This window comes from Comamonas sp. MYb396 (assembly GCF_037479555.1).
GTDB lineage: Bacteria > Pseudomonadota > Gammaproteobacteria > Burkholderiales > Burkholderiaceae_C > Comamonas.
On sequence record NZ_JBBGYU010000001.1, the window covers coordinates 374,769 to 389,533 of the forward strand.

A 14,765-nucleotide genomic window follows, 5' to 3' on the forward strand; every position below is an offset into this window, starting at 1 on the left:
GTACACACATCCGTTGGCAGAAAAAGCCCCGCCTGGCGCGCGCCAAAAACCGGCCGATTATACAGACCCTGCCTGCGCCAGGGGCCGGCTGCCGGGCGGTGGAACGCTCCCCGCACAAAGCACGAACGTTACGTAACACCTCCGTAACAAGTGGCCGAAAAACTGCCTCCTGCGCCGCACCCTTGGGCCACAGAAAATAAAAATAATCATTTAAAACAACAAACTTTTAAATTTCACAGATGTAACCAAAACGGGTTCACAGGCTGGCACAGGAGTTGCACTCCTAAAGACAAGGCCTGGGCATTTGCCCTTGAGGCCAGCCCCCAGACCGGAGACCTGCACATGACCCACAACGCCCCCTTGCTCAGCCCAGAGGTCTGCGAGACGCTGTTCGACGAAGCGCAGGAGCGCCATCTGTGCATGGAGGTGCATTGCGCACCCGGCCTGGCCCACCAGCTGAGCCTGGCTGCCCGCTTTGTGGCGCAGCAGGCGGTGGATCTGCCCCAGCCCTATGACGGCTGCCTGATGTTCTTCACCATCACCGCGCAGAACCTGCCCATCACCAGCTTCAGCATCCAGCAGCCCAGCGTTGCCGATGCCTGGACGGAGGGCGCTGCGCGCATGCGCCAATGGGCCTGGGCCTTCAATGCGACGGGCGTGGAGCTGCGCATCGACTGGGCGACCGCCGTGCTGCCGCTGCCCGGGGATGACCCGCAGGATGCGCTGTCCGACCTGCGCCAGTCCTGGAGCCTGGCCGACAGCGCGCAGGAGCGCGCCGAGATGCTCGCGCTGCTCAGCCACCGCATGACTCGCTCGCTCGCCCGCCTGCAGCTGCTGAGCGATCCGGTGCCCGCCAGCACGCAGGGCCGCTGGCAACTGCTGCTCGAAGGCCTGCACATCAGCCCGCTCGGAGAGATGCGCACCCTGCCCCGCCCCGATCCCTCGGCACCCCGGGGCAGCCACGGCAGCGCGGCCTCGGCCATCTACCAGGCCACGCAGGAGCTGCTGGCCCGCAGCCAAAGCGAAGACGGCAGTTGGCCCGAAGCCAGCACCTTGGTCGACCACCTGGGCATCACCTACGCCTTGCTGCTCACCCAGCGCCAAAGCGCACCGACGCCAAGCGCGTCGATGACCATACACCGCGCCATTGCCTACCAGGCCGAGCAGATGCAGCGCTGGAGCCTGCATGAATGCGGCAGCGACCTGCTCAAGGCCATGAGCCTGATCGTGCTGGTGCAGTATGTCCACCTCTACCCGGGCGCCGGCTGCGCCACCGCGCTGCGCGACCTGATCGGCCTGCTGTCGCAGCAGCTCCATGGCAAGGCCGCTCGCGGCGCAGGTGCCACCGCCCCCTGGGCCCAGCTGGCCTTGCAAAGCCTGCAAAAGAGTGGGCAGCAGCCCTCGGACCTGCAAGCTGCCACTGGCAGCCCCGCTGCAGACGGCGACAGCCCATGGCTGCATGCCGCCTGGCAGCAGCTGCAGGCCCTGGCGCAGGACGAGGAACACAGCAAGCTGCACCCCGAGCCCTGGGTGTCGGCCGCGCTGATGGAATGCTCTTTGCAGCACGGCAAACCACTGTTTGCCAGCCATGCCCAGCGCAGCCAGTTTTTCTCAGGCATGCAGTCGCTGTTCAAGACCTGCTACCAGCGCATGGTCTGGCCCAAGCTGCCCCATACGCAGGCCAGCCGCCAGCGCTGGAGCAGCGGCGCGCTGCAGGCGCCCGTTACCGACTGCCGCGTGGCCAGCCAGCTGCTGATCACCATCAGCGCGGCGGTGAGCTTCGCCAACCTGTCGCAGGCACGCTCATAAGCGCTATAGGTACCCGGCAGCCGCAGCGCCTGGCGTAACGGCCCTTTGCACCCTCAAAACCAAGGCGCCTGCTCCAAAAGGGCAGGCGCCTTGTTCTGTTCAAACGGGGTGTCAGCGCCCCACGGTCTCACGCACAATGCGCCACTGCCCTTGCTCGGGCTGCAGCACCAAGGTCTTGCGGGAGTTGCTCTTGAGCGCGCCTGCCGCATAGGCCTGCACAAAGCGGGCCGTGGCGCGTGGGCCGTCAACGGCCACCTGCACATCGCTGAGCGCCACGCTGATCTCAGACTTGCCCGCAATGCGCTGGCGGCGTGACTGCTTCCACGCCGCCAGGCTGCTGCCATCGGCGGGTTTGAAGGCGGGGCTATAGGCGGCCAGGTAGGCATCCATGTCTTGCTGGGCCCAGGCCTGGGCCCAGGCCTGCACGGCGGCCTCCACCGCGGCAGGGGAGCCATCCAGCGTCTGCAAGTCCGTCGCGGCAGGTGCGGCGTCCGGCGCCGGGCTTGCTTTGGCGGCGGCACTGGCTGCGGGCCTGTCCGATGACTTGGCCGATGACCGTGCCGCCTCTGCAGCGGCCAGCTGCAGCGGGGTTGCCGAGGAGATGCGCTCTGCCATCACAGGCTCGGGTGCAGGTGCGGGTGCAGGTACCGCAGCCGCAGCTTGCACCGGGGTCAAGCCCGGGGCGGGCGGCGCGGCTGCTGCCACCGCTGTCACTGGCACCGCAGCCCCATGCCTGCCAGGCGCAATCTGCGCGATCAGCGCCTGCTTGGGCGCAATGCCCTGGCGGGCGCTGTCCAACTCCAAGGCCTTGCCATAGGACTGGCTGGCCATGCGCGCATACAGATCACCCAGGTTTTCATAGGCGGTGGCATAGCCGGGCTGGGCACGGATGGCCTGCTCCAGCGCATCGACGGCCTTGCGGTCCTGGCCCTGGGCGGCATACAGCACGGCCAGGTTGTTGTAGGGCTCGGGCATGGCCGGGTAGTCGCGTGCCAGCGCCGAAAAGATCTGGATGGCTTGGGTCTGCTGCTTTTGCTCGGTGGCGATCACGCCGCGCAAAAAGCGCATCTCGGCGTCCTGGGGGTTCAGCTGCAAAAACTGGTCGGCCTGCGCTGCTGCCTGCTCGGTCTGGCCCTGCTCCAGCAGCTGGGCCACCGCATCCACTTCGCGTGCGGCATGGGCGGGCAGTGCCAGCAATACGGCCGCACCGCCTGAGCACAGCGCAGCCACCAACTTTGGCAACCGTGCCTGCCTTAACCAGAGAGGGGGAGAGAAATGACGAGACGCGATGCGCATAGATGGCTTTTTAAAAGTCATGGAAACAGGGGAAATACAACGAATTTCTTTGAACAGCTTCTTTAAGCCGGCGCCGCAGTGACCAGGAGAAACACGAATGCGGCAAGAGACAGCAGAAATAGTATGCGAGCCCGCCACCCGATTCATTATGTAAATTTTTATGGATACCACAGGATCATGATTTAAATCCTATTTATACGCCAAGCAGCAAATATTTACAGAAATGCTCCGCCATAACCACAGAACGTTACGTAACGCCTGAGGGAACAACATTGGACATTGCTTAAACGCCAGATCAAACCATAGTTTTTAAACTGCAATCCATCCGCAAGCAAATATATTTATTCATAAATTTCAATGACTTATGAAATACCAAATGAACGCAGATAAAAAACAAATCCATGGCACGCAAGTTGCACAGTCTCCGCCCAGATAAGCCTCGCGAGGCAAGTCGGAGCCCTTGCGTTTGATATTTCAATTTTCTACAGGACAGAGAAAATGACCACCTCCACCGCCCTCCCCTCGAATACCGCAGCTGCTGCACTGGCCACCCACGGCATGGCATCCCAAACCGGCAGTGGCGCAGCGATGGCCGCATCGGCCAAAGGCACCCCTGCCACGCTGTCCCAGGCCAGCGCCGGCGTGCAGATCGTGCGTGAGGGCCAGACGATGGCGGCCCCCGCAGGCACGGCCTTGCAAGTGGGCGACAAGATCATCGTGCCAGCCGATGGGAGCGCGCAGGCGCAGTTCAGCGGTGCCGGTGGCCAGAAGCTGGTGGGCACATTTGCAGGTGGCACCGAGGCCACGCTGGGCTACCAGGCAGGCGCCGACGGCACAGGCGCGATGGCGCTGGACCTCGCCTCGGGCAAGGTCGATGTAGCCCCTGCCGGTGACGACACCGACGCCTTGGGCCTGGTGGTGACCCAGGAAACGGCCGAAGCCGGTGGCTCCACCTTGGGCGATTTTCTGCTCGCCGGCCTGGTCGGCATTGGTGGCGGCGCGCTGATCGCTGCGGCGCTGGACAGCGGCGATGACGACGACGACCGCACGCCGCCCATCAACCCCACCAATCCAACGAACCCTACCAACCCCACGGATCCGACCAATCCCACCAACCCTACCAATCCGACGGACCCCACCAGTCCTACGGATCCGACCAACCCCACCGATCCAACCAACCCAACGAATCCGACCAATCCCACGGATCCGACCAACCCTACCAATCCAACGAACCCCACAAATCCTACGAACCCGACCAACCCCACCAATCCAACGAACCCGACTAACCCAACGAATCCGACCAATCCGACGGATCCTACGAACCCGACCAATCCAACCAATCCTACGGATCCAACGAATCCAACCAACCCTACGAACCCCACCAACCCGACCAACCCGACGGATCCTACGAACCCGACCAATCCAACCAATCCCACGGATCCCACCAATCCGACCAACCCCACCAACCCAACAAATCCGACGGACCCTACCAATCCGACGAATCCTACGAACCCGACCAACCCAACCAACCCCACGGATCCCACCAATCCGACGAACCCGACCAACCCTACGGATCCCACCAATCCAACCAACCCTACGAACCCCACGGACCCGACCAACCCTACCAATCCGACTAACCCAACGGACCCCACCAACCCGACCAATCCAACCAACCCCACGGATCCGACGAATCCAACCAACCCGACCAACCCTACGGATCCAACCAACCCCACCGATCCGACGGACGGCCATGGGCTGATCACCTCGGTCGAGGACGTACTGGGGGCACTGGGCGGAGGCACCTTGGTGGCGCCCGTCACGGATCTGGTCAATTCGTTGATCAACCCCTCGACGGGAACCCTCGCGGTGGTAACCAGCGTGCTGGAGCAGTTGACGAACACCAATGGTGGTCCTCTGGGTGTGCTGACCGAGCTGGTCGATGGCCTGGTCAATATCCAGGACCAAGGGCTGGAGCCGCTGGTGGCCACGCTCAACCAGCTGATCGCAGGTCTGGGCGATCCCACATCCACCGAAGGCATTCCCGGTCTGGTGAACCAGGTGCTGGGCGGCCTGCTCGGTGAGAGCAGTCCGCTGGGTGAGCTGCTTGCGGGCGTTGGTGGTCTGCTGGGCGGCTTGCTGGGCGGCGGCTCCGGCACGCCTCCCGGCGGTACGGACGGCCCCGGCATCGTGACCACGGTGCAAGAAGTGGTGGACGGTTTGCTGGGCGGCACCGTGGCAGAGCCGGTGGGCCAGCTGATCGACAGCCTGCTGCACCCCAGCGATGGCACGCTTGCAACCGTGACCGGTTTGCTCGAAGGCCTGACCAGTGTGGAAGGCGGCCCGCTGGGTGTTTTGACCGAGTTGGTCAATGGCCTCACCCAAGTGGACGGCCAGGCATTGCAACCGCTGATCGGTACCTTGAACGAGTTGATTGCCGGCTTGGGCAGCATTGGTGAAGGCGGTATCGGTGGCGGCCTGATCGGCTCCATCGTCGACAGCATCCTCGGCGGTCTGGTGCCTGGCGGTGGCGCGACCGACGGCGGTCTGGTGACGACGGTCCAAGAGGTGGTCGATGGCCTGCTGGGCGGTACCGTGGCCGAGCCAGTCGGCCAGCTGCTCGACAGCCTGCTTAACCCCGGCAGCGGCACCCTCGCCACCGTCACCTCGGTGCTCGAAGGCCTGACCTCGGTAGACGGCGGCCCGCTGGGTGTGCTGACCGAGCTGGTCAGTGGCCTTACCCAGGTCGAAGGCCAGGCGCTGCAGCCCGTCATCGGCACCTTGAACGAGCTGATTGCCGGCTTGGGCAATGTAGGCGAAGGCGGCCTGGGCGGCGGCATCATCGGCAGCATCGTCGATGGCGTGCTGGGCGGTCTGGTGCCCGGTGGCGGAGCCACCGATGGCGGCCTGGTCACCACCGTGCAGGATGTCGTCGATGGCCTGCTGGGCGGCACCGTGGCCGAACCGGTCGGCCAGCTGCTCGATAGTCTGCTTAACCCCGGCACGGGCACCTTGGCCACGGTGACCACCGTGCTCGAAGGCCTGACCTCGGTCGAAGGCGGCCCGCTGGGCGTGCTGACCGAGCTGGTCAGTGGTCTGACCCAGGTCGAAGGCCAAGGCCTTCAGCCCGTCATCGGCACCTTGAACGAGCTGATTGCCGGCCTGGGCAGCATCGGTGAAGGCGGCCTGGGCGGTGGCTTGGGCGGCGGTTTGATCGGCAGCATCGTCGGCGATGTGCTGGGCGGCCTGGTCCCTGGTGGCGGCGCGACCGATGGCGGCCTGGTGACCACGGCGCAGGATGTGGTCGATGGCCTGCTCGGCGGCACGGTCGCCGAGCCAGTGGGCCAGCTGCTCGACAGCTTGCTCAACCCCGGCACGGGCACCCTGGCCACGGTAACTTCGGTGCTCGAAGGCCTGACCTCGGTCGAAGGCGGCCCGCTGGGCGTATTGACCCAGTTGGTCAGCGGCCTCACCCAGGTGGAAGGCCAAGGGCTGCAACCCGTCATCGGTACCTTGAACGAGCTGATTGCCGGCCTGGGCAGCATCGGCGACGGTGGTGCCGGCGGCGGACTGGGCGGCGGCCTGATTGGTACCGTGGTCGGCGGCGTGCTGGGAGGCCTTGTGGGCGGCAATGGCGGCCTGCTGGGAGGCCTCACCGGTGAAGGCGGTCTGCTGGGCGGCTTGACCGGCGACGGTGGTCTGCTTGGCGGCCTGACGGGCGAAGGCGGTCTGCTCGGCGGCGTTGTTGGCGGCAATGGCGGCCTGCTGGGTGGCCTCACCGGCGAAGGCGGTCTGCTCGGCGGGCTGCTGGGCTCCGGCTCTGGCGGCACCGATGGCAGCGGCGCAGTGACGACGGCACAGAACCTGGTGAGCGACCTGGTCGGCGGCACGGCTGCAGCACCGGTCAATGCCGTGGTCGATACCCTCCTCAATCCACAAAGCGGCGCGTTGGCCCCTGTGACCAGCGTGGTGGAAAGCCTCACCCATACCGGCAGCGGCCCGCTCGGCGCTGTCACCTCGGTGGCCAATGGCCTGACCCAGGTGCCTGGCCAGGCGCTGGAGCCGGTCGTCTCTGCCGTGCACGATGTTGTCGCAGTTCTGAGCGGCGGCGCATCCGGTGGCGCAGTCGGCGGCTTGCTCGGCGGCCTTACTGGTGAAGGAGGCCTGTTGGGTGGCCTGACCGGTGATGGCGGTCTGCTGGGTGGTGTTGTCGGCGGCAATGGTGGCCTGTTGGGTGGCCTCACCGGCGAAGGCGGTCTGCTCGGCGGTCTGACCGGTGAAGGCGGTCTGCTGGGCGGCGTGGTCGGCGGCAATGGCGGCCTGTTGGGTGGCCTCACCGGCGAAGGCGGACTGCTCGGCGGTCTGACTGGTGAAGGCGGTTTGCTTGGCGGCGTTGTCGGTGGCAATGGCGGCCTGTTGGGCGGCCTCACCGGCGAAGGCGGCCTGCTCGGTGGCGTGGTCGGCGGCAATGGCGGCTTGCTGGGTGGGCTGACCGGTGACGGCGGCCTGCTCGGCGGATTGCTGGGCTCCGGCTCCGGCGGGGCCGATGGCAGCGGTGTAGTCACTACGGCACAGAACCTGGTGGGTGACCTGGTCGGCGGCACCGTCGCAGCGCCGGTCAATGCGGTGGTCGATACCCTGCTGGATCCACAAAGCGGCGTATTGGCGCCAGTGACCAGCATTGTCGAGAGCCTGACCCAGAGCGGCAGCGGCCCCTTGGGTGTCGTGACCTCGGTGGCCAATGGGCTCACCCAAGTGCCTGGCCAGGCGCTGGAGCCGGTCGTCTCTGCCGTACACGATGTTATTGCGGGCCTGAGCGGCGGCACCTCCGGTGGTGCGGTCGGCGGCTTGCTGGGCGGATTGACGGGAGAAGGCGGCCTGCTCGGTGGCCTGACCGGTGACGGTGGCCTGCTGGGTGGTGTTGTTGGCGGCAATGGCGGCCTGTTGGGCGGTCTCACCGGCGAAGGTGGACTGCTCGGCGGTCTGACTGGTGACGGTGGTCTGCTGGGTGGCGTCGTCGGCGGCAATGGCGGCTTGTTGGGCGGCATCACCGGCGAAGCTGGACTGCTTGGCGGTTTGACCGGTGACGGTGGCCTGCTGGGTGGCGTCGTCGGCGGCAATGGCGGCTTGTTGGGCGGCATCACCGGCGAAGGTGGACTGCTCGGTGGCCTGACCGGTGACGGCGGCTTGCTGGGCGGGCTGCTGGGCAATGGCTCCGGTGGCGCCGATGGCAGCGGTGTTGTGACCACGGCGCAGAACCTGGTCGGTGACCTGGTCGGCGGCACCGTCGCAGCGCCGGTCAACGCGGTGGTCGATACCTTGCTGGATCCGCAAAGCGGCGTACTGGCACCGGTGACCAGTGTGATCGACAACCTGACCAGCACCAGCAGCGGCCCCTTGGGCGTTGTGACCTCGGCGGTCAATGGCCTGACGCAGGAGACGGGCCAGGCACTGGAGCCGGTGGTATCGGCCGTACACGATGTCCTGGCCGGGCTGGGTGGCACCACCTCGGGCGGCGCAGCAGCGGGCCTGGGCGGTGTGGTGGACGGCCTGCTCGGTGACCAGGGCGTACTGGGCAGCGTGCTGGGCAGCAGCGGCGCAACGGGGGGGCTGCTGGGCGGCCTGACCGGCAACACGGGCCTGGTCAGCGGCTTGCTGGGTGACAGCGGCATAGTCGGCGGCCTGCTCGGCGGCAGCACCGGTCTGCTCTCGGGCATCACCGGTGAGCACGGCCTCGTAGGGGGTCTGCTGGGCGGCAGCGGCGGGTTGGGTGGCTTGCTGGGCGGCACGGCAGCGCCGCACTTCGTGGCCAGCACGGCCGGCAGCGCGCTGCAGCCGGTGGCTACTGCCATCAGCAGTGTGGCCAGCGGCGATGCACACAGCGTGCTGCCGCAAGACCTGCTGCACCACCAACTGGCCTGATGCTCAGCGCGCCCTGCGCGGATCAGTGACCCGCTTCCATCCCCATGGGTCTGCAGCGCTTGCCTGGTTTCCAGGCAAGCGCGGGGCCCCATCAAGGATTGCCATGTTCAAACTTCTCCCTCTTTCTGTCGCCGCCGCTCTGGCCCTGGGCCTTGCGGCCTGCGGCAGCAGCTCCACCACCTCCAAACGTGAGGAGCACCATTACGCGCTGTCCAAACCTGCGGCCGAGCCCGCCCAATCGGGCGTGGCGCCGGTCGTGGCCACCGCACAGCCGGGCAACAAGGGGCCGGCCGATACGGCCCATACCGTGTATTTCGACTTTGACTCCTACACCGTGCGTCCGGCTGACCGCCCCGTGCTGGAGAGCCATGCACGCTGGATGCGCAGCCACCCTGGCCAGTCGCTGACCTTGCAGGGCCACACCGATGCGCGCGGCGGCATCGAATACAACCTGGCGCTGGGCCAAAAACGGGCCGAGTCGGTGCGCAGCAGCTTGCAGACCCTGGGGGTGGATCCCGCCCGTGTCGAGGCCGTGAGCTATGGCAAGGAACGCCTGGCCGATACCGGCAGCAGCGAAGAGGCCCACCAGCGCAACCGCCGGGTCGAGTTCGAATACCGCTGAGTGCCCCATGCCCTGGCAAGGCATGGCGCCCTGCATCGCCATGCCGCTTCCCTTGTCTCAGCCCCTGGAGGACATGTGTTGGCGCACCAAGCACCCCACCGCTGGAGCAAACAGCCCAGCCTGGTCCAGCAACTGGGCCTGGGCCTGGACTATTTGAAAACCCGCACCAGCCCCCTGCCCGAGCCGTTTGGCGACTGCATCTTGCTGCTGAGCGTGGCAACACCAGGAGAGCCTGTAGCGACCTTCTATGTGCGCCGCGCCACGCTGGAGGCGGCCTGGCGCGCCGGCACCACCCAGGTGCGGCAATGGGCCTGGAGCCGCAGCCTCGACTGCCTGGAGCTGCGCATTGACTGGCCCTCGCATATCAGTGCGCTGCAAGGCGGTGCCGCATCCGCCAGCCCGCGCCCGGCGGTTTCAGCCTGGGCGCTGGCCGACGAGAGCCTGGAGCAGGTGCAACTGGTGCCGCCCCAGCGTTGGTCCAGCACGGCCCCGGCACCGAGCGCATGGCTGCCCGGCATGGGCGAGCAGCCGGAACGCCTGCCCCGTGCGTACTGGCTGCTGCATCTGCAAGGCCTGTTTGTCAACAGCGAAGGTTATTTGACGCAGCTGCCGCGCGCTGACCTGCCCCCGTTGCAGGCCAGCGGCGCCGCCTTGCCCCAGAGCGAGGCCAGCATCGCGATGCTGCAGGCGCTGGCCGTGCCCGAGCCGGCAAACAGCCCCTGGAGCAACGAGCGCCTGGAGGCCTTTTGCGCGCGCATCTATGCACTGCTGCTGGTGCAGCAGCACTGCCAGCCACAGACTGGCCAGGCGCCCCCCCAGCAGCGCGGCCTGTCCCAACTGCTGGGCCGTGCTGCGCTGCAGCTGTGCCAGCAGATCCAGATCCACCAGGCAGAAGGGACGCAGCGCTTGCACCACGCGTTGTGCCTGCTGGTACTGGCCCGCTATGCACAAAGCCAGCGCAGCGAGCCGCTGGACGCCGTGCTGCCAGTCATGGCCGAACTGGCCCAGCGCCTGGCCCCCGGCAAGGGCCAGACCGCGCACAGCGAGTTGCAGCCGCCACTGCCCACGCCCAAACCGGCCGCATTGGCGCCTGCCTGGCGCCTGGTGGCGCTGGCCGCCTATGCCGATTGCATGAGTGCGCTGGGCTGCGCATCCACTGCGGTCGCAGCGCCCAGCGATGCGCCAGCCCCCCCACCCGGCGCCGCCCTAGGCAACAGCGCCAGTACCACCAGCATGGCCACGCCTGAGATGGCAGCGCTCGAAGCGCTGACCCGGCACTGGCTGCAGTGGCACCTGCTGGCCCATGGGGGCGCCTCCTCGGCGCAGCCCGATTGGTCTGTGGTGGCGGTGGCCGAGCTGGCCCTGCAACCGGGCTTGGCCAAGGCCCGCAGCCACCTGCAAAGCTGCAGCTGGCTGGCTGCGCTGCGCAAAACCTTGCAAGCCCAGCTGCCGCAATACCTCCACCCCGAAGCGGCCATGTTTATGGCGCCCGATGCGCGAGAGCAAGCCGCTTTTATTGAGCCATTTATGGGTGCAGACCCTTTACAGGCCAACAGCTGGCGTATTTACCAGTGGATTCACCATATTGCTGTTCCGCAATTAATTAATTATTGATTAGCAAATACCCTCAATTTGTTGAACATTTACATAGAAAAAAGCTTTAAGACTCCCGCTCCGCCAATATTTATACAACCCCTATATTTAGTATCTGGGCGGGAGACATTTGTCATAAAAAAATACAATTTCTTACCATCACCGATCCGCGCTATGTTTGATAAAAATCAAAGTAAATTACAAGAAATGGCGGACTAAACCGCAGTCGAGTTTCCGAGTTAATAAGAAAAACCAATAAATAAATAGTGTATTTGTGCAGCGCAACAGTGGATCGCTGAGAGGAATTGGGAGAGACCAACATGATCGAGTACCTGCTACCCCGCGCCTTGGTGTCACGCACCGAAGCCACGGCGCAGGCCCAGGAGGCCGAAGCGGCGACGGCCAGCCCGTTCGCTGCTGCTATGGCGACGTCGTTCGCCCATGCCAAAGGCCATTTGCACCAGGCCGTCTGGCTGTCACTGCCCATCAGCCTGCTGGGGCTGCTGCCCTCGATCTTCCTGCTGCAGGTCTATAACCGTGTCATCTCGCGCGGCGGCACCGCCACGCTCACCGCCATGGTGGCCGGCGTGCTGTGCATGCTGGCGCTCGAGCTGTACCTGCGCCGCAAGCGCGCCCGTGCGCTGCGGGAAGCGGGCGCCACGATCGACCGCGAAGTCTCACAAAGCCTGATGCGCTCCATGCTGGCGCACCCGCTGCTCACCCTGGAGCAGCGCTCGGCCACGCAGTGGTTGCAGCTGTTTCGCGATGTCGGCTCGATGCGCTCTTGCATCTCGGGCGGCGTGGCCTCCTCGGTGCTGGATCTGCCAATGGCCCTGCTCGCGCTGATCGTGATCGGCATCATCGCCTGGCCCGTGCTGCCGGTGATCGTGGTGGCCATGGTCGTGCTGGGCGTGCTGGCCTGGTGGTGGGCCGATGAGGTGCGCAGTGGCCGGGTCGAAGAAGTCGAGCAGGCGCGCCAGCTCGACCGGGGCACGGCCGAGATCTGCAATGCGCGCGGCACCCTCAAGGTGCTGGGCTATGACGCAGCGGCCCAGCAGGCCTGGCAATCGGGCTATGACCGCTGGCTGGCCGAGAGCTTTGACAAAAACGGCGAGATGGAAAACGCCAAGGAAACCAGCCATGTGCTGCTGACCTTGTTCTCGGTCGCCGTCATCACCGTGGGCGCGCTGGCCATCAATGCGCAGTGGATGAGCATCGGCAGCCTGATGGCGGTGAATCTGCTGTCGGGCAAGGCCCTGGGCCCGATTGCCCAGCTGGCCAGCAACTGGCGCTCGCTCGCCCGCGCCAACGAAGCCACAGCCCGCCTGCAAGAAGCACTGGAAGAGCCGCTGGAGCCTGAGAGCCAGCGCATTGCGCTGCCCCGCCCGCGCGGCGTGTTTCGCTTGGAGCAGGCCAGCTTCCAGTACCCCTCAGGCCACTTGGCACTGGACCAGGTGTCGCTGCAGATCGGCCCCGGCGGCATCCATGCGATCCTGGGCCGCAATGGCGCGGGCAAATCCACCCTGGCCAAGCTGCTCGCCGGCCTGTACCAGCCCACGCAAGGCACGATCTCGATCGACGAGTACGACATGGCGCAGTTCCCGCGCAATGACCTGGGCCGCTGGGTGGGCTGCCTGGCGCAGCAAACCTACTGGTTCAGCGGCCCGATTGTCGATATCTTGCGCATGGTCAGCCCCGATGCCGATGACGGCCAGATTCTGGCAGCCTGCCAGCTGTCGGGCGCGCACAGCTTTATCAGCCGCCTGCCCCAGGGCTACCAGACCATCCTGGGCGAAGGCGGCGCGGGCCTGTCGGCCGGCGAGCTGCGCAAGCTTGGCCTGGCCCAGCTGTTCTTGCGCAACCCCTCGGTGCTGATCTTGGACGAGCCCAGCAACGACCTGGATTTCGAGAGCGAAACCGCGCTGCTGCAAACCCTGCGCCAGATTGCGACCAAGCACACGGTCATCATCGTCACCCATTCGCTGCGCGTCGCATCGCTCGCCCAGCACATCTACCATGTGCGTGGTGACGGCCAGGTGGACCAGGGCCAGCCAGAGCACATGCTGCCGCTGCTCTTTGGCGTCAGCAGCAAGCCAGCGGCTGCCGCCAACGAAGCGCCTGCCTCGCGCAGCAGCGCGGCTGCCGCCAAGCCATCGGCCGCATCCGGCCCGGCGCAGGCCCAGGAGTTGGCATCATGACGGCCCGCTCCCTTCACCACCTACCCCAGGTGCTGCAAAACCTGGAGCGGCCACCGGTACCCGGCACGCCCCAGCCCGGCCGCAACCAGCGCCGCATCGTGCTGGCGGCCCTGGGCGTGCTGGTGCTGGTGGGCCTGTTCTACCCGGTCGAGAATGTCGTGGTCGCCAGCGGCCAGGTGATTCCCTCCGACCGCGTGCAGACCGTGCAGCATCTGGAAGGCGGCATCGTCACCACCGTGCATGTCAAGGAAGGCCAGGAAGTCCACAAGGGCGAGCCGCTGCTCGAAATTGACCTGGGCGGCAGCAGCCTGAACCTGGAGCAGTTGACGGCCCGCAGCGCCACCGCGCAGGCCAGCCGCACGCGCCTCACGGCCGAGAGCCAGGGCCTGGCGCTCAAGGCAACGGATTTCCCGCGCGAGCTCGAGAACAAGATTGTGCGCGCCGAGCTGGGCGCCTTCTCCTCACGGGCGCTGGAATACCAGGGCAGTCTCGCGTCCAGCCAGGCCATGCTGCTGCAGGCCCGGGGCGATGTGGCCCAAAGCCAGGCCCGTATCGACGGCCTGCGCAGCAGCCTGGCCTTGCACGAGCAAGAGGCCGGCATTGCCCAGCAACTGGCGGCCGAGCAGCTGATTGGCCAGCTCGAAGTGCTGGACAAGCAACGTGCCCTGACCCTGGTGCGCACCGATCTGGCCGCCGCCGTGCAAAGCCTGGTCAGCAACCGCGCCAAGGTCGAGCAGGCCCAGGCCAAGATTCTGGAGACCCAGGGCGCGTTCCGCCGCCGTGCTTCTGAAGAGCTGGCCCAGACCGAGCGCGAGCTGCTCAGCCTGAGCGAAGACCTGTCCCGCGCCCGCAACCAGCGCAGCCGCACGGTGGTGCTGGCCCCGACCGATGGCGTCGTCAAAGGGCTGCGCAGCTCGGGCGCCGGCTGGGTGGTCAAGCCTGGCGAGGCGATCTTGGAAGTCGTGCCCGACAAGGATGAGGTCATCGTCGAAGCCCGCCTGAACCCGGCCGACCGGGGCTATGTGCGCGCAGGCCAGGAAACCAAGGCCAAGGTCAGCGCCTATGACTACCTGCGCTATGGCTTTGTGCCCGGCAAGGTCACCCTGGTCTCGGCCGACGCCGACCACGACCCGAACGTGCCCGATGCGCCCTCGTATTTCCGCATCCAGGCCAGCCTGGCCCAGCCCTGGGTCGGCCGCAAGGACAACCGCATCACCACCGGCATGCAGGCCGAGCTCGATCTGCTGCTGGGCCGTGAACCCTTTATCTGGTATTTGCTGCGCCCCGTGCTGCATATCCAGAGCGAAGCTTTCCGGGAGCCTTGAGCG

Annotated in this window: 7 protein-coding genes; 6 read left to right on the top strand and 1 reads right to left on the bottom strand. The window is 66.0% G+C overall.

The genetic code is table 11. The annotated features are described in order from the left end of the window. The first annotated feature begins 342 nt into the window (after positions 1-342). Positions 343-1,809: a hypothetical protein gene (locus WH265_RS01840; protein WP_339518546.1), complete on the top strand. Its 1,467-nt coding sequence runs from the start codon at positions 343-345 to the stop codon at positions 1,807-1,809. Between the two features lie 111 nt (positions 1,810-1,920). Here the strand turns inward: WH265_RS01840 and WH265_RS01845 are convergent, their stop codons facing one another. Continuing rightward, positions 1,921-3,051 carry a L,D-transpeptidase Cds6 family protein gene (locus WH265_RS01845; RefSeq protein WP_339557142.1) on the bottom strand — a complete coding sequence of 377 codons (1,131 nt, stop codon included), beginning with the start codon at positions 3,049-3,051 and terminating at the stop codon, positions 1,921-1,923. A 552-nt stretch (positions 3,052-3,603) separates the two neighbouring features. Between WH265_RS01845 and WH265_RS01850 the strand changes: the two genes are divergently transcribed. The 5 genes from WH265_RS01850 to WH265_RS01870 all read left to right on the top strand — a co-directional run bounded on the left by WH265_RS01850 (position 3,604) and on the right by WH265_RS01870 (position 14,762). After that, positions 3,604-9,024 (top strand): hypothetical protein, encoded by a 5,421-nt coding sequence (locus WH265_RS01850; RefSeq protein ID WP_339557143.1) that lies wholly within the window; start codon positions 3,604-3,606, stop codon positions 9,022-9,024. Positions 9,025-9,127: 103 nt separating this feature from the next. Then, positions 9,128-9,646, top strand: coding sequence for an OmpA family protein (locus WH265_RS01855; RefSeq protein WP_021028371.1), 519 nt, complete (start codon positions 9,128-9,130; stop codon positions 9,644-9,646). Positions 9,647-9,724: 78 nt separating this feature from the next. Next, on the top strand, positions 9,725-11,260 hold the full coding sequence (locus tag WH265_RS01860; RefSeq protein WP_339557144.1) for a hypothetical protein: 1,536 nt from the start codon (positions 9,725-9,727) through the stop codon (positions 11,258-11,260). 299 nt (positions 11,261-11,559) lie between these two features. Continuing rightward, complete coding sequence (locus tag WH265_RS01865) at positions 11,560-13,437, top strand: peptidase domain-containing ABC transporter (RefSeq protein ID WP_339557145.1); 1,878 nt, start codon at positions 11,560-11,562, stop codon at positions 13,435-13,437. After that, a complete protein-coding gene (locus WH265_RS01870) occupies positions 13,434-14,762 on the top strand; it encodes an HlyD family type I secretion periplasmic adaptor subunit (RefSeq protein ID WP_339557146.1) in 1,329 nt (442 codons plus the stop codon). Before WH265_RS01865 ends, WH265_RS01870 begins: the two co-directional genes overlap by 4 nt. The last annotated feature ends 3 nt before the right edge of the window (positions 14,763-14,765 follow it).